Source organism: Kitasatospora sp. NPDC088742, assembly GCF_055584905.1.
The window spans coordinates 419980-433967 of record NZ_JBVJLD010000002.1 but is presented as its reverse complement, the minus strand read 5'-3'; the positions used below and the strand labels follow the sequence as shown (position 1 = coordinate 433967).

Below are 13988 nucleotides of genomic sequence, written 5' to 3'. Positions count from 1 at the left end.
GCCGCGGCGGCCGGGTCGACCGACCTGCTCGGCCTGCTGGCGGCGGCCAGGGGCGAGGACGGCGAGCAGCTGGACGCGACCGAGCTGCGCGAGCAGGTGCTGATCTTCCTGCTGGCCGGGCACGAGACCACCGCCACCTCGCTCACCTTCACCCTGCACCTGCTGGGCCACCACCCCGAGGTGCAGGCCCGGGTGCACGAGGAGGTGGACGGCCTGCTGGCCGGCGGGCGTCGGCCGACCGCCGCGGACTACAACGAACTCCCTTACCTGACCATGGTGTTGAAGGAGGCGATGCGGCTCTACCCGGCGGCTCCGGTGGTCGGGCGGCTGGCGGTGGCGGAGAGCGTGATCGGCGGCACGGTGATCCCGGCCGGGGCCAACGTGATGGTCGCCCCGTACGTCACCCACCGGCACCTGGAGCACTGGGAGGACCCGGAGCGCTTCGACCCGGAGCGCTTCACGCCCGAGGCGGAGGCCGCTCGGCACCGCTACGCCTGGTTCCCGTTCGGCGGCGGGCCGCGGGCCTGCATAGGCCAGCACTTCTCGATGCTGGAGTCGGTGCTCGGCCTGGCGGCGGTGCTGCGCACCTTCGAGGTGGAGGCCCTGGACCGGGAGGTGGCGCTGACCCACGGCATCACGCTGGAGGCGGCGAGCCCGGTGCGGTTGAAGTTGAAGCGCCGCTGAGTCGTGACGGCGTGCGCCCAGCGCACAGGGCGCACGCCAGTTCAGCACATACGAGCCCCCGAGTGGGCTGCTTTTCACATCTTCTCGTGACCCCCGTCCGGCGCTGCGTAGCGTCCCGCACCTGACGCCACATCGGACGGGGGCTCGATGGCACACCTGGATCACTTCGGCTTCGGCTGGCCGACACCCGTCATCGCCTACGCGATGGCCTGCATCGGCGCCGCTCTCGGCCTGCGCTGCACGCTGCGCGCCCTGGCCGCCACCGGCGCCTCCCGGCGCAACTGGCTGCTCACCGCCGCCGCCGCGATCGGCTCCGGCATCTGGACCATGCACTTCGTGGCCATGTTCGGCTTCACCGTGGACGGCACCGAACTGCGGTACGACGTGCCGCTCACCGTGCTCAGCCTGCTGGTCGCCGTCCTGGTGGTGGGCCTCGGGGTCTTCGTGGTCGGCTACGGGCGCCGCCGCGGCCGCTCGCTGCTGCTCGGCGGCCTGACCACCGGTGTCGGGGTGGCCGCCATGCACTACCTCGGCATGGCGGCGGTGCGGATGCACGGTCACCTCCGGTACGAGGCCGGCACGGTGGTGCTCTCGGTGCTGATCGCGGTCGGCGCGGCCAGCGCCGCGCTCTGGGCCGCCGTCACCATCCGCAACGTGTACGCGGCGGCCGCCGCCGCCCTGGTGATGGGCGTCGCGGTGAGCCTGATGCACTACACCGGGATGGCGGCGGTGGAGGTCGAACTGGAGCCCTCCCGGGTGGAGTTGGGCGGGGCCACACCGATGCAGTTCATCTTCCCGCTGGCGGTGGGGCTCGGCTCCTTCCTCTTCCTGACCTCGGCCTTCGTCGCGCTCTCGCCGACCGCCCAGGAACGCGCCGCGTACCGGGAAGCAGGCCAACTGGCCATCGAGGAAATCTAGTCCGTCTCGGAGAGGGTCGTTTCGATGGGAAGCCACGCAGGACCGGCCGACCGCCTCGGATGGCGGTGGCCGAGGCCGAGGCCGCGGACGGTACGGGCCAGGATCGTCGCCCTGCTGATGGTCCCGGTGGTGTCGGTGATGGCCCTCTGGTCCTTCGCCACCGTCACCACCGCGCGGCAGGTCTCCGACCTGCTGAAGGTCCAGCAGGTGCAGGCCGAACTGCTCGCCCCGGTGACCGCCACCGTCACCGGACTGCAGGCCGAACGGGTCGCCGCCGGACAGCAGTTGGCCGCTCCGAGTGCCACCCGGGAGGCCACGCTGCGGGAGGCCGCCGACACCACCGACCGGGCCGTGGCCCCGCTCGGCGTCGGCGGCTCGTGGAACCGGGCCGACGCCCGGGGCTACGGGGCCGAGGCGGCCGGGCGGCTGGACGAGCTGGGCCGCGCGCTGGCCGACGTCGCCCGGCTGCGCCTCCGGGTGCCCACCCGCGAGGTCCGCTGGGACGAGACCTACGCCGGCTACACCGCCGCGATCGACCGGGCGCTGGAGGTCGCGGGAGCCGTCGGCGGGCTCCAGGACCACCGGGCCGGCGCCGACGCCCGGGTGCTGCTGGAGTTCGCCCGCTCGCGCGAACTCCTCGCCAGGGAGGACGCGTTGCTGCGCACCGGCCAGCGCGCCGGGGCGCTCACCGAGGAGCAGCGGGCCGAGTTCGCGGCCGCCGTCTACGCCCGGCGGCTGTTCCAGCAGACCGCCGCACGCGACCTCCGCCCGGCCGACCGGGCCGCGCTGGCCGTCGTCACGGGCGGCCCCGACCACCGCGAACTGCTGCGCCAGGAGGACGCGGTGCGCGTCGCGCCGGACGGCCGCTCGGCCGTCGAGGCGGTCAGCGCCGAACAGTGGATGGTGGCGGCCGGGAACGTGGCCCGCACGCTGCGCACGGTGGAGACCGAGGCCGGGGTCACCGCCGCCGCGCAGGCCCGACCGTACGCGCTGGGGCTGTTCTCCACCTCCGGCGCGGCGGTGCTGCTCGGCCTGCTCGCGGTGGTCGCCTCGCTGCTGATCTCGGTGCAGATCGGACGCGGCCTGGTCACCGAGCTGATCGCGCTGCGCAACTCCGCGCTGGAGCTGGCCGGGCGCGGACTCCCGGACACCATGCGCAGGTTGCGGGCCGGTGAGGAGATCGACGTGGAGCGCGAGGCGCCGCGCCGCCCGCACGGGGCGGACGAGATCGGACAGGTGCACGGCGCGCTCGGCTCGGTCCAGCGGGCCGCCGTCACGGCGGCGGTGGAGCGGGCCGAGGTGCTCTCCGGGGTCTCCGGCGTGTTCGTCAACCTGGCCCGGCGCAGCCAGGTCCTGGTGCACCGTCAACTCGCCCTGCTGGACGCCATGGAGCGCCGCACCGAGGACCCGGCGGAGCTGGCCGACCTGTTCCGGCTCGACCACCTCACCACCCGGATGCGCCGCCACGCGGAGGGTCTGATCATCCTCTCCGGGGCCGCCCCGGGCCGGGGTTGGCGCAATCCGGTGCCGCTGGTGGACGTGGTGCGGGCCGCCGTCTCGGAGGTCGAGGAGTACCCCCGGGTGGAGGTGCACCGGCTGCCGAAGGTCTCGGTGGCCGGGCAGGCGGTGGCCGACCTGATCCACCTGCTGGCCGAACTGGTGGAGAACGCCGCCGGGTTCTCGCCCCCGCACACCAAGGTGCACGTACGGGGGGAGCAGGTCGGCAACGGCTACGCCCTGGAGATCGAGGACCGCGGGCTCGGGATGGGCCCCGAGGCGCTGGCCGACGCCAACCGGCGGATCGGGACCGCCGAGCAGGTGGACCTCTTCGACAGCGACCGGCTGGGCCTGTTCGTGGTCAGCAAGCTGGCCCGGCGCCAGGACGTCCGGGTCGCGCTGCGGCCCTCCGCGTACGGGGGGACCACGGCGGTGGTGCTGCTGCCCACCGCGCTGCTGGAGGAGACGGACCGGCAGGCTCCGGCGCCGGATCCCGAGGCGCGGGACTTCCCGGACCTGCTCGACCTCCCGGCGCTGCCGGGCCCGGCCGCCGTACCCCCGCCCGCCCCGGCCCCCGCCGCCCCCGTCCCGGCTCCGGTGCCGTTGGCGGTGGTGCCCCCGCTCGGGGTGCCTCCGCTGGGGCGGCCGGCGGTGGCCGACCCCGAGGAACTCCCGCGCCGGGTGCGGCAGGCCAGCCTGGTGCCGCAGCTGCGGCAGGCGCCGGAGCGGCCCCGCCCGGCGGCCCGCCCGCCCCGCCAGGACGGGCGCGATCCGGAGGAGGCCAGGGCCGCGATGTCCGCCTACCAGCGCGGCTGGGCCCGCGGGAAGGCCCGACGCCCCGTCAACCCGCCCTCCGCAGACGCCTCGCAGCCCCCGCACCCCTACTCCGGCCCGACCGAGGGAGAGCCACGATGAACGGGACCACTCACCGCAGAGGCGAACTCGACTGGCTGCTGGACGAGTTGGTCTCCCGCGTTCCGCAGGTCCGGTTCGCGGTGATGCTCTCCGCCGACGGCCTGGCCATCGGCAGCTCGACCGGCCTGGCCCGGGAGGACGGCGAGCACCTGGCCGCCGTCGCCTCCGGCTTCCACAGCCTGGCCAAGGGGGCCGGGCGGCACTTCGAGGCGGGTGAAGTCCGCCAGACCATGGTCGAGTTGGAGCACGGCTTCCTCTTCGTGGCGGCCGCCGGCGAGGGCACCTGCCTGGCCGTCTTCGCCCGGGCCGACGCGGACCTCGGCCTGATCGCCTACGAGATGGCCCGGCTGGTCCGCCGGGTCGGCGAGCACCTGTACACACCACCGCGCTCCACGGCCGGCGGGTGAGCGCGGTGCTCTACCCACAGCGCCGCCACCTGGACGGCTCCGCCTTCGGCTACCCGTCCGAGCCCGAGCGGCACACCCGCTGGTACGACGGCGAGGCCGGGCCGATGGTCCGCGCCTACGCGCTCACCCAGGGCCGGACGGTGCCCTCCGGGCGGGAGTTCGACCTGATCGCCCTGGTGGTCAGCGACCTGCCCGACGGCCCCGAGCTGCCGGTGGGGGTGGGGCCCGAGCACGGCGCGATCCTCGACCTCTGCCGGGACGACGCGCTCTCGGTGGCCGAGATCGCCGCCGAGACCGACCTGCCGCTCGGGGTGGTCCGGGTGCTGCTCGGCGACCTGCTGACCGCCGGGTACGTCCGGGTCAGCCGCCCCGTCCCGCCCGCCCTGCTCCCCGACGAGCACATCCTCCGTGAGGTCATCCATGGACTCCGCGCGCTCTGACCGCTCCTCCCCCTCGGGAGAGGCCGACCTGGCCCTGAAGATCCTGGTGGCCGGGGGCTTCGGGGTGGGCAAGACCACGCTGGTCGGCTCGGTCAGCGAGATCCGCCCGCTGCGCACCGAGGAGCAGCTCACCCAGGCCGGGGCGGAGGTGGACGACACCGGCGGGGTGGAGCGGAAGACCACCACCACGGTGGCGATGGACTTCGGCCGGATCACCATCCGGGAGGGCCTGTCGGTCTACCTGTTCGGCACACCCGGGCAGGACCGGTTCTGGTTCCTCTGGGACGAGCTGGCGCAGGGCGCCCTCGGCGCGGTGGTGCTGGCCGACACCCGGCGGCTGACGGACTGCTTCCCGGCGGTGGACTTCTTCGAGCACCGGGGCATCCCCTTCGTGGTCGCGGTGAACCGCTTCGCCGGCACCCGCGAGTTCGGCCCGGAGGAGGTCGCCCGCGCGCTGGACCTGGACGGCTCCACCCCCGTGGTGATCTGCGACGCCCGCCGCCGGGAGTCCGGCAAGGAGGTCCTGGTCAACCTGGTCGAACACGCGGGCCGGGTGCACGCCGCCCGCCTGCTGGAGCAGGTCGGTGGCTGAGCCCGGGGCGCGGCCCCGGCCGGCGCCGTCCACCGTTCCGCTCGGCCGCGCCTCCCTTGACGGGCCGTCACGATCCGTACGCTGAAAATGTGATCACCTACGAGTGCCGCTCGCTGCGGACGCTGGCCGACGAGGAGCGCTGGCCCGACCTGCTCGGGCTCTACCGGGAGTCCCGCGCGGTCGGCGCCGAGCTGCGCGGCGACGCCCAGGGGGCGGCCGAGACCGCTCCGCTCGGGCACCTGATCGCGTACGGGGCGCCGCCCGAGCTGGCGGCGCGGCTGTTCGACCCGGACGGGGGCCCGGGCGCAGCGGCGACCACCGCCGACCACGACAGCGGCCCGCTCTGGGAGGTGCTGGCGACCCGTCACACCTGGCGCCGGCTGGCCCCGTTGCTCGGCCCCGAATCGGTGCGGCGCCTGGTGCGGCACACCCGGGTCCTGCTCGGCGAGCACCTCGGCGCCGCCGGCGATCCCGATCCGGACGGCGTGCCGCTGGCCCTGGAGCCCTGGGAGCTGGCGGCCGGTCAGCCGGACGCGCTGGTGCGCGAGTACCTGCCGGCCGGCGGCGCCCGCCGGGCCCTGCTCACCCTGCCCGCCGGGCTGGAGGGCCTCGGCCCGGTCGAGCTGCCCGACCGCGCCGACCAGGTGCTCGGCCTGGCCGCCACCCGGCTGCTGGCCGCCGCCGTCCCGTGGGCCACGGCCCGCTGCGTCCGCGGGCCCGGCCCGGCCGCCGCCGCCCAGCTGGCCTCCGTCCACCGGGTCACCGGAGGGCACCTGCCGTTCGGCGCGGCCTACCCGGCGCTGGTGCAGGCCGCCTCCGAACGCCCCTGGCAGGGCTGCGCCGAGGGCCGCCTCGCGGTCTGGCGGGTGCTGGCCGCGATGACCGGCGAGGACCCCCGGGGCCCGCTCGCGGTGCCGGAGGTGAACGCCCTGGTCTCCCGGCTGCGCTGCTTCACCTGGTACGAGCCGGACGACGAGCTGCGCTTCCTGCACCTGGCCCTGGAGGACCCGGCCACCGGCCTGTCCTGGGTGCTCAGCGGCGCGCTCCACGAGGCCTGAGCCCGGGCGGGAAACGGCGCAGGCCCCGCCCGGTCGTGGTGTTCCCGGGCGAGGCCTGTGGTTCCTGATGACGCGTCAGCGCGTCTTCTCGAGGGACGGTGCGGCGGCCTGCTCCGGGACGGAGCCGTGGCCGCCGTCGACCAGGGTGGTCTCGTCGAAGGGCAGCCGGCCGGCCAGCACCTCGGTCATCCGCTCCCGGTCGAGCTCCTTGGTCCAGTGGCCGATGAGCACGGTGGCCACCGCGTTGCCCGCGAAGTTGGTGAGGGCGCGGGCCTCGGACATGAAGCGGTCGATGCCCACGATCAGGCCGACGCCGTCGACCAGTTCGGGCTTGTGGGACTGCAGGCCGCCGGCCAGCGTGGCCAGACCGGCGCCGGTGACCCCGGCGGCGCCCTTGCTGGCGATCACCATGAAGACCAGCAGGCCGAGCTGCTGCCCGAGCGCCATCGGCTTGTCCAGCGCCTCGGAGATGAAGATCGAGGCCATGGTGAGGTAGATCGCGGTGCCATCCAGGTTGAAGGAGTAACCCGTCGGCACCGTGATGCCGACCACCGGGCGGCTCACCCCGAGGTGCTCCATCTTGGCGATCAGCCGGGGCAGGGCGCTCTCCGAGGAGGAGGTGGAGAGGATCAGCAGGAACTCCCGGCCAAGGTAGTGCAGCAGGCCGAAGACGCTCACCCCGGCGACCAGGCGCAGCAGCCCGCCGAGCACCAGCACCACGAAGAGCAGGCAGGTCAGGTAGAAGCCGATCATGATGACGGCCAGGCTCTTCAGGGCAGCCGTCCCGGTCGCGCCCACCACCGCGGCGATGGCGCCGAAGGCCCCGACCGGCGCCAGCCACATGATCATCGACATCACCCGGAACACCAGCCGCTGCAGGTGCTCGATCCCGCGCAGCACCGGTGCGCCGGTGGAGCCCATCGCCTGGAGCGCGAAGCCGGTCAGCAGCGCGACCAGCAGGGTCTGCAGCACCTTGCCCTCGGTGAGGGCCGAGACGAGCGTGGTGGGGATGATCCCGAGCAGGAAGTCGGTGGTCGACTGGGCGTGCCCGGCGGTGGCCTGGGCGTGGCCCGCCTTGGCCAGCGCCTGGGTCAGGTGCAGACCGGAGCCCGGCTCCAGCAGGTTGCCCACCAGCAGGCCGATGGCCAGGGCGACGGTGGACATCACCAGGAAGTAGCCGAGCGCGAGGCCGCCGACCCGGCCGACCTTGGCCGCCTTGGTGACCGAGCCGATCCCGAGCACGATGGTGCAGAAGATCACCGGGCTGATCATCATCTTGATCAGGTTCACGAACCCGGTGCCGACCGGCTTGAGCTCCACCGCGAACTCCGGCGCGGTCAGGCCGACCACGACACCGGCCAGCACGGCGACGATCACCGCGAGATAGAGGTACTGGGTCCGGTCTCTGCGGCCCGTGGCTGCTGTGCTGGTCATGGGGGAGGCTCCTTCGCCTGCGGTACGGCAACGGCCCCTGGGTGGGTGGGCCGGGTAAGACCTTCACCCGCGGGCGTGAGCCAGGTCACGTTTCCGTTCATAGAGTTCACACGTCCTCGCGGGCCGCGCTCTCCGCCCGGCAAGGCACACTGGCCTGCATGGACCTGCCTCCCGACCTCACCAAGCCCCGCCGCCGGGCCCGCAGCCTGGCGGGGCAGCTGTTCGTGGTCCAGGTGGTCATCGTCGCCGCCGTGGTCGCGGGAGGGGCGGTGCTCGCCTACCTGTTCACGGCCGGGCGGGCCGAGGACGCCGCGCTGCGCCAGGTCACCGCCGTGGCCCGCTCGGTCGCCGACGCGCCGAACGTCCGGGAGGCCGCGCTCACCCCCGACCCCTCCGCGGCGCTCCAGCCGTACGCCGAGCAGGTCCGCCGCGACACCGGGGTCGACTTCGTCACCGTGATGGCCCCCGACGGCATCCGGTGGACCCACCGCGACCCGGCCCAGATCGGCAAGCGCTTCCTCGGCCACACCGAACAGGCCCTGGCCGGGCAGGTGTTCCGCGAGACCTACACCGGCACCCTCGGCCCCTCCGTCCGGGTGGTGGTCCCGGTCCAGGACGGCACCCGGGTGGTCGGCCTGGTCAGCGCGGGCATCACCGTGCAGTCCATCAGCACCCAACTGCGCGGCCCCCTGCTCGCGTTGGGCGTCGTCGCGGCCGCCGCCGTGCTGCTGGGCGGGCTCGCCACCTACCTGGCCAACGCCCGGCTGCGCCGCCACACCCACGGCATGGGCGCCGCCGAACTGAGCCACCTCTACGACTACCACCAGGCGACGCTGCACTCCGTCCGGGAGGGCCTGGTCCTGCTCGACCGGCACGGCCGGGTGGTGCTCTGCAACGACGCGGCCCGCGAACTCCTCGGTCTCACCGGCCCGTTGGGCGGTGTCGAGGTCCGGGCGCTCGGCCTGCCGCCCTCCCTGGTCCGGGCGCTGACCGGCACCGGCGCCGGCGACGAGCCCGTCCGCGACGAGGTGCACCTCACCGAGGAGCGCGTCGTGGTGGTCAACACCTCCGCCGTCGGCCCCGGCCTCGGCACCGTGGTCACCCTCCGGGACCACACCGAACTCCAGGCGCTGTCAGGAGAGTTGGACTCCGTCCGGGGCTTCGCCGAGGCCCTCGGCGCGCAGGCCCACGAGGCCGCCAACCGGCTGCACGCGGTGGTCTCCCTGATCGAGCTCGGCCGCCACCGCGAGGCGGTGGAGTTCGCCACCGCCGAGCTCGAACTCGCCCAGCAGCTCACCGACCGGGTGGTGGCAGCGGTCGGCGAACCGGTGCTCGCCGCCCTGCTGCTCGGCAAGACCGCGCAGGCCTTCGAGCGCGGCGTCGAGCTCACCCTCACCGAGGACAGCCGGATCGACGACGGCGTCCTGCCGCCCGGCCTCACCCCGCGCGACCTGGTCACCGTGCTCGGCAACCTGGTCGACAACGCGGTGGACGCCGCCATCGAGAACGCCGCCGCCCGCGCCCCCGAGGTCACCGTCACCGCCCGGGTCGACGGCCCCGAACTCCTGCTCCGGGTGGCCGACTCCGGCCCCGGCATCGACCCGGCCGCGGCCGGTGAGGTCTTCGACCGCGGCTGGACCACCAAGGCCTCCGCCGGCGGACGCGGCCTCGGCCTCGCCCTGGTCCGGCAGACCGCCCGCCGCAACGGCGGCACCGTCACGGTGGGCGGCTCCCCGGCGGACGGGGCCGTCCTGACGGTCCGTCTGCCCCTCCGACGGGAGGCCCTCGCATGACCCCCATTTCCGTGCTGGTCGTCGAGGACGACCCGGTCGCCGCCGACGCCCACACCCTCTACGTCTCCCGCACCCCCGGCTACCGCGCCGCCGGGACGGCCCACAGCTGCGCCGCCGCCCGCCGCCTGCTCGACCGGGCCCGCGCCGAGGGCACCCCCGTCGACCTGATCCTGCTCGACCTCCACCTCCCCGACGGCCACGGCCTCCAGCTCTGCCGCACCGTCCGCGCCGCCGGCCACACCGCCGACGTCATCGCCGTCACCTCGGCCCGCGACCTCGCCATGGTCCGCTCGGCCGTCTCCGAAGGCGTGGTCCAGTACCTGCTCAAGCCCTTCACCAGCGCCGCCCTGACGGACCGTCTGGAACGCTACGCCCGCTACCACGCCACCCTGGCCCGCACCGGCGAGGCCACCGGCCAGGACGAGGTCGACCAGGCCCTCGCCGCCCTCCGCACCCCCGACCGCACAGCCCTCCCCAAGGGCCTCAGCGCCCCCACCCTCTCCACCCTCGCCACCGTCCTGCGCACCGCCCCCGAAGGCCTCACCGCCACCGCCGCCGCCACCGCCACCGGCGTCTCCCGCATCACCGCCCGCCGCTACCTCGAACACCTCGTCACCACCGGCCTGGCCGCCCGCGAACCCCGCTACGGCACCGTCGGCCGCCCCGAACTCCACTACCACTGGCGCAGCACCCGCCCGTAGCCCCGCAGGTCACGCACCGGTCGGCCGACGGGCACGGAGCAACAGCGTCCCGGCCGTCCCTGCGGGCAGGAGGGCCCGTGCCTGTGAGCTGCTTGCCGGCCTATGGGCGGGCTCCGCTGGGGTTCGTGACCGGTCCGTCATCTTCTTCAACGCCACGGAACTGACCGATCGCCACCCCCGGAGCACGGGTGTCCGCGAGTTGGCCGCCGCCATCGGCACGAGGTTCGGCGGCTCGGTCGAGGGCCAGCCGGTGCAGGACCGCAGTGGTGACGTAGGCGCTGAAGCCGCGCCGGCCTGCGCGCTCGCGGGCCTCGTCGGCCACGCGTTTCGGCATCGAGACGCTGTACTTCTTGTGCGGTGCCCCGGACATGGCGTCAGGTTACTGGCCCTGCTTGGCCGCGATCACCAGGTAGCGGTCGTCGGTGTCCGTGTACGCGTCCATGTGCCAGCCGTTGGCGGCGAGGAGGGGGCGGAGGTTTGGTTCGGCGCGGAGGTCGTCGGGGGTGAGGGTGCGCTGGTGGCGGGCGGCCAGGACGGCGCGGCCGATGGCGTGGAAGAGGACGAGGCGGCCGCCGGGGCGGGTGATGCGGGCGAGTTCGCACAGGCCGGCGGCGGGGTCGGGGAGGTGGTTGACCAGGCCGGCGGCGAAGACCACGTCGGCGGTGGCGTCGGGGAGGGGGAGTTGCTGGCAATCGGCCAGGACGACGCGGGCCTCGGTGGCGTGGGAGGCTGCGCGACGGAGCATCTCGGGCGTGACGTCCACTCCGAGCACGGTGCCGCTCTTGCCGACGGCGGCCTTCAGGAGGGGGAGGGCGCGGCCGGTGCCGCAGCCCGCGTCGAGGACGAACGCGCCCTCCAACGGGCCGAGTTCGGCGATGGCGGCGGCGTAGCGCGGGCTGTCGTCGGGGTACTTGGAGTCCCAGGTGTCCGCCCGGGCGGCGAAGAACTCACGGATGGCGGGGATGCTCGCTTCGTGTGCCATGACCAGCAGCTTAGGGGCTGAGGTCGGGAACGGACCGGGAGATGGCCGTAGCGGAGTGGACCTTGCCACCTCGGGCCGGCGCCCCGGGGCTCAGGTGCGTACCGCCACCGCGAGGAAGTGGTCGTCCGTGTCGTGGTGGCTGACCAGGTGCCAGCCGGTGGTGGTCAGGAGCGGGCCGAGGAGGGGCTCGGACTGCGGGTCGGTGGCAGGGTCGCGGTCGTGGCGGGTGGCGAGGGCGGTGCGGGAGAGGGGGAGGTAGAGGGCGAGGCGGCCGCCGGGGCGGGTGGCGCGGGCGAGTTCGCGGAGGCCGGTGGCGGGCTCGGGCAGGTTGGGGAGCAGGCCGGCGGCGAAGACCAGGTCGGCGACGGCGACCGGGAGGGGGAGGCGGGTGCAGTCGGCAACCGCCAGGGCGTCGATGCCGGGATGGACGGAGGCTTCCACGAGCATCTCGGGCGTCAGGTCCACTCCCACCACCCGCCCGGTCGGGCCGACGGCCGCCCGGAGGAGCGGGAGGGCGCGGCCGGTGCCACAGCCCGCGTCGAGGGCGAACGCACCGTCCAGCGGGCCGAGTTCGGCGATCGCGGCGGCGTACCGCGGCGGGTCGTCGGCGAACTTCGCGTTCCAGCCCGCCGCCCGCTCCGCGAAGAACGCCCGGACGGACGCTCGGTCCTCTGCCATCCGGCAAGCGTACGGGGCGGCCACCGGGCCGGGTCAGCGGCGACGCGCCGTGACGAGGTGGATCCGGAAGCCGCAGGGCACCAGTCCCTGAGGGGTGGTCAGCTCGTCGGCCGCCGCCAGGACGGCGAGGCGCAGCTCCTCCAGGGCCCCTCCGGAGAGCGGGGCGAGGTCGTAGAGGCCGGAGAGCGAGGCCCACACCTCGTCGACCGGACCGGTCAGGTCGATCGGCACCGTCTCCCACTCCACCGGATCGAAGCCCGCCGGGCCCAGCAGCTCGTCCAGGCCTTCCCGGCTGCGGGTGCGCCGGTCGCCCAGGGAGGGGATCCGCTCGGCGGGGGGCGTCGCGGCGACGGCGGCCCGCAGCAGCCCGACGAACGCCTCGTAGGCCTCGCCGCCGACCGCCGCGCCGCCGATCACGCAGGCCAGCACCCCGCCCGGCGCGATCACCCGGGCCAGCTCCGCCGCGACCAGCTCGACCTCGCCCATCAGCATCAGCGCCATGTGCGATACGCAGGCGTCGAACCCGCCGTCAGCGAACGGGAGTTGCTGGGCCCGCCCCTGCTCCAGCCGGGCCGACGCGAGCGTCGGCCGGCGGCGGGCCAGGTCCAGGGCCTGCGGGGAGAGGTCCAGCCCGGCGAGCTCCCGTCCCGGCGCCCGGGCCAGCAGGTCGAGCAGCAGGCCGTCGCCGCAGCCGAGGTCCAACACCCGCCGGAGGCCGGTCACTTGATCGCAGAGGAGCTGGTAGCTGGAGCGGCCGTCGGGGGAACGGCCGTGGGCGAAGGCCTCCGAGGTCACCGCCGGGTGCTCGGCGTGGAAGGCCCGGAGGAACCGCTCCTGCGCCGCCGTGTTCGTGATCATGCACCCACGCTACGCCCGGGCGGGCGGCGGAAAATCGTTCGCGGGGGGCGGGGCGCGGTGGGAGGGTGAAGGGTATGACCACGACAGGAACGCCCCCCGCCGGGCTGACGGTACGTCCGGCGACGCTCGGCGACGCCGAGGCGGTCTGCGCGCTGCTGAACGAGATCGACCTGCTGGAGATCGGCCGGGCCGAGACTGAGCTGAACGAGGTCGAGGCCGACCTCAAGCATCCCGAGGTGGACCTGGCCAAGGACTCCTGGCTGCTGTTCGAGGGGGAGCGGCTGGTCGGCTACGGGCTGCTCTGGGACGACTCGGGCGCGGAGCGGATCGACATGGACCAGTACGTTCTGCCGGACCAACTCCCGGGCGCTCTGCGCCTGTTCGAGCTGATGGAGGCCCGCGCAGCCGAGCGCGCGGCCGGCAACGGCGCCGAGCGTGCCGTGATCCACATGCACCTGAACATCGCCCCCACCATCGACACCGACGCCCTGCGCGCCCGCGGCTGGCGCCCGGTCCGGCGCTACAACGTGATGGCCCGGGACGTCGCGGCCGCCGAGCACCCCGTGCCCGTGCCGCCCGCCGGCGTCACCCTCCGGGACTGCGTCGCGGAGGCGGACCGCCGCACCGCCCACCGGCTGCTCCAGGAGAGCTTCGCCGAGCACTTCGACTTCCAGTCGCGCAACTACGAGCAGTGGCTGCACGACATCGACGGCGAGCGCGCCGACTGGTCGCTGGTCTGGATCGCCTCCCTCGACGGCGAGGACGTGGCCGCCCTCCGCACCCGCAACGACCGCACCACCATGGGCTGGGCGGGCAACATCGGCGTGCTCGCCGCCGCCCGCGGCCGGGGCCTCGGCGGCTACCTGCTGCGGCACTTCTTCGCCCACTACGCCACCGTCCTCGGCCGCGACCGGGTCGGCCTGGGCGTCGACACCGACAACAGTACCGGCGCGCTGGCGCTCTACGAGCGGCACGGCATGACCCTCGACTTCGCCGTCGACACCTGGGAGTTGACCCGCCCGGTCTGAGGC

The 13988-nt window shown here is 74.6% G+C and carries 15 protein-coding genes; 10 read left to right on the top strand and 5 right to left on the bottom strand.

Features of this window, described 5'->3' with window-relative positions; translation table 11 throughout:
- The 7 genes from ACZ6ZR_RS04100 to ACZ6ZR_RS04070 form a co-directional block, all read left to right on the top strand.
- On the top strand, positions 1-684 hold a 684-nt coding region (locus tag ACZ6ZR_RS04100; protein ID WP_465639131.1), incomplete at its 5' end, for a cytochrome P450.
- Positions 685-831: 147 nt separating this feature from the next.
- Positions 832-1602: an MHYT domain-containing protein gene (locus ACZ6ZR_RS04095; protein ID WP_465639129.1), complete on the top strand. Its 771-nt coding sequence runs from the start codon at positions 832-834 to the stop codon at positions 1600-1602.
- 24 nt (positions 1603-1626) lie between these two features.
- Positions 1627-4014 (top strand): sensor histidine kinase, encoded by a 2388-nt coding sequence (locus ACZ6ZR_RS04090; protein WP_465639128.1) that lies wholly within the window; start codon positions 1627-1629, stop codon positions 4012-4014.
- Positions 4011-4421 (top strand): roadblock/LC7 domain-containing protein, encoded by a 411-nt coding sequence (locus tag ACZ6ZR_RS04085; protein ID WP_465639127.1) that lies wholly within the window; start codon positions 4011-4013, stop codon positions 4419-4421. The genes ACZ6ZR_RS04090 and ACZ6ZR_RS04085 overlap by 4 nt, the downstream gene beginning before the upstream one ends.
- Before the next feature lie 104 nt (positions 4422-4525).
- Positions 4526-4861, top strand: coding sequence for a DUF742 domain-containing protein (locus ACZ6ZR_RS04080; RefSeq protein WP_465639200.1), 336 nt, complete (start codon positions 4526-4528; stop codon positions 4859-4861).
- Positions 4842-5453 carry a GTP-binding protein gene (locus ACZ6ZR_RS04075; protein WP_465639125.1) on the top strand — a complete coding sequence of 204 codons (612 nt, stop codon included), beginning with the start codon at positions 4842-4844 and terminating at the stop codon, positions 5451-5453. The genes ACZ6ZR_RS04080 and ACZ6ZR_RS04075 overlap by 20 nt, the downstream gene beginning before the upstream one ends.
- Before the next feature lie 89 nt (positions 5454-5542).
- A complete protein-coding gene (locus tag ACZ6ZR_RS04070; RefSeq protein WP_465639123.1) occupies positions 5543-6511 on the top strand; it encodes a hypothetical protein in 969 nt (322 codons plus the stop codon).
- 75 nt (positions 6512-6586) lie between these two features.
- Here the strand turns inward: ACZ6ZR_RS04070 and ACZ6ZR_RS04065 are convergent, their stop codons facing one another.
- A complete protein-coding gene (locus ACZ6ZR_RS04065) occupies positions 6587-7945 on the bottom strand; it encodes a cation:dicarboxylate symporter family transporter (RefSeq protein WP_465639121.1) in 1359 nt (452 codons plus the stop codon).
- 158 nt (positions 7946-8103) lie between these two features.
- Here ACZ6ZR_RS04065 and ACZ6ZR_RS04060 point away from each other — a divergent pair, with 158 nt between their 5' ends.
- Together ACZ6ZR_RS04060 and ACZ6ZR_RS04055 are read left to right on the top strand one after the other, a co-directional pair.
- Positions 8104-9738 carry a sensor histidine kinase gene (locus ACZ6ZR_RS04060; RefSeq protein ID WP_465639119.1) on the top strand — a complete coding sequence of 545 codons (1635 nt, stop codon included), beginning with the start codon at positions 8104-8106 and terminating at the stop codon, positions 9736-9738.
- Positions 9735-10439: a response regulator gene (locus ACZ6ZR_RS04055; protein WP_465639117.1), complete on the top strand. Its 705-nt coding sequence runs from the start codon at positions 9735-9737 to the stop codon at positions 10437-10439. Before ACZ6ZR_RS04060 ends, ACZ6ZR_RS04055 begins: the two co-directional genes overlap by 4 nt.
- A 100-nt stretch (positions 10440-10539) precedes the next feature.
- On the opposite strand, the gene ACZ6ZR_RS04050 is transcribed toward ACZ6ZR_RS04055, so the two are convergent.
- The 4 genes from ACZ6ZR_RS04050 to ACZ6ZR_RS04035 all read right to left on the bottom strand — a co-directional run bounded on the left by ACZ6ZR_RS04050 (position 10540) and on the right by ACZ6ZR_RS04035 (position 12957).
- Entirely contained in the window at positions 10540-10809 is a 270-nt protein-coding gene (locus ACZ6ZR_RS04050; protein WP_465639115.1) for a hypothetical protein, read from the bottom strand.
- Between the two features lie 9 nt (positions 10810-10818).
- Positions 10819-11421, bottom strand: a complete 603-nt coding sequence (locus tag ACZ6ZR_RS04045; protein ID WP_465639113.1) for a class I SAM-dependent methyltransferase — start codon at positions 11419-11421, stop codon at positions 10819-10821.
- A 90-nt stretch (positions 11422-11511) separates the two neighbouring features.
- Positions 11512-12099, bottom strand: a complete 588-nt coding sequence (locus ACZ6ZR_RS04040) for a class I SAM-dependent DNA methyltransferase (RefSeq protein ID WP_465639111.1) — start codon at positions 12097-12099, stop codon at positions 11512-11514.
- Between the two features lie 33 nt (positions 12100-12132).
- Positions 12133-12957 (bottom strand): class I SAM-dependent methyltransferase, encoded by an 825-nt coding sequence (locus ACZ6ZR_RS04035; RefSeq protein ID WP_465639109.1) that lies wholly within the window; start codon positions 12955-12957, stop codon positions 12133-12135.
- Positions 12958-13031: 74 nt separating this feature from the next.
- Here ACZ6ZR_RS04035 and ACZ6ZR_RS04030 point away from each other — a divergent pair, with 74 nt between their 5' ends.
- Entirely contained in the window at positions 13032-13985 is a 954-nt protein-coding gene (locus ACZ6ZR_RS04030; protein WP_465639107.1) for a GNAT family N-acetyltransferase, read from the top strand.
- The last annotated feature ends 3 nt before the right edge of the window (positions 13986-13988 follow it).

Coding starts and splice junctions, on each gene's coding strand:
- ACZ6ZR_RS04065 (WP_465639121.1), bottom strand. CDS start 7,945: ATGACCAGCACAGCAGCCACGGGCCGCAGAGACCGGACCCAGTACCTC.
- ACZ6ZR_RS04055 (WP_465639117.1), top strand. CDS start 9,735: ATGACCCCCATTTCCGTGCTGGTCGTCGAGGACGACCCGGTCGCCGCC.
- ACZ6ZR_RS04045 (WP_465639113.1), bottom strand. CDS start 11,421: ATGGCACACGAAGCGAGCATCCCCGCCATCCGTGAGTTCTTCGCCGCC.
- ACZ6ZR_RS04050 (WP_465639115.1), bottom strand. CDS start 10,809: ATGTCCGGGGCACCGCACAAGAAGTACAGCGTCTCGATGCCGAAACGC.
- ACZ6ZR_RS04075 (WP_465639125.1), top strand. CDS start 4,842: ATGGACTCCGCGCGCTCTGACCGCTCCTCCCCCTCGGGAGAGGCCGAC.
- ACZ6ZR_RS04090 (WP_465639128.1), top strand. CDS start 1,627: ATGGGAAGCCACGCAGGACCGGCCGACCGCCTCGGATGGCGGTGGCCG.
- ACZ6ZR_RS04030 (WP_465639107.1), top strand. CDS start 13,032: ATGACCACGACAGGAACGCCCCCCGCCGGGCTGACGGTACGTCCGGCG.
- ACZ6ZR_RS04040 (WP_465639111.1), bottom strand. CDS start 12,099: ATGGCAGAGGACCGAGCGTCCGTCCGGGCGTTCTTCGCGGAGCGGGCG.
- ACZ6ZR_RS04095 (WP_465639129.1), top strand. CDS start 832: ATGGCACACCTGGATCACTTCGGCTTCGGCTGGCCGACACCCGTCATC.
- ACZ6ZR_RS04085 (WP_465639127.1), top strand. CDS start 4,011: ATGAACGGGACCACTCACCGCAGAGGCGAACTCGACTGGCTGCTGGAC.
- ACZ6ZR_RS04035 (WP_465639109.1), bottom strand. CDS start 12,957: ATGATCACGAACACGGCGGCGCAGGAGCGGTTCCTCCGGGCCTTCCAC.
- ACZ6ZR_RS04060 (WP_465639119.1), top strand. CDS start 8,104: ATGGACCTGCCTCCCGACCTCACCAAGCCCCGCCGCCGGGCCCGCAGC.
- ACZ6ZR_RS04080 (WP_465639200.1), top strand. CDS start 4,526: ATGGTCCGCGCCTACGCGCTCACCCAGGGCCGGACGGTGCCCTCCGGG.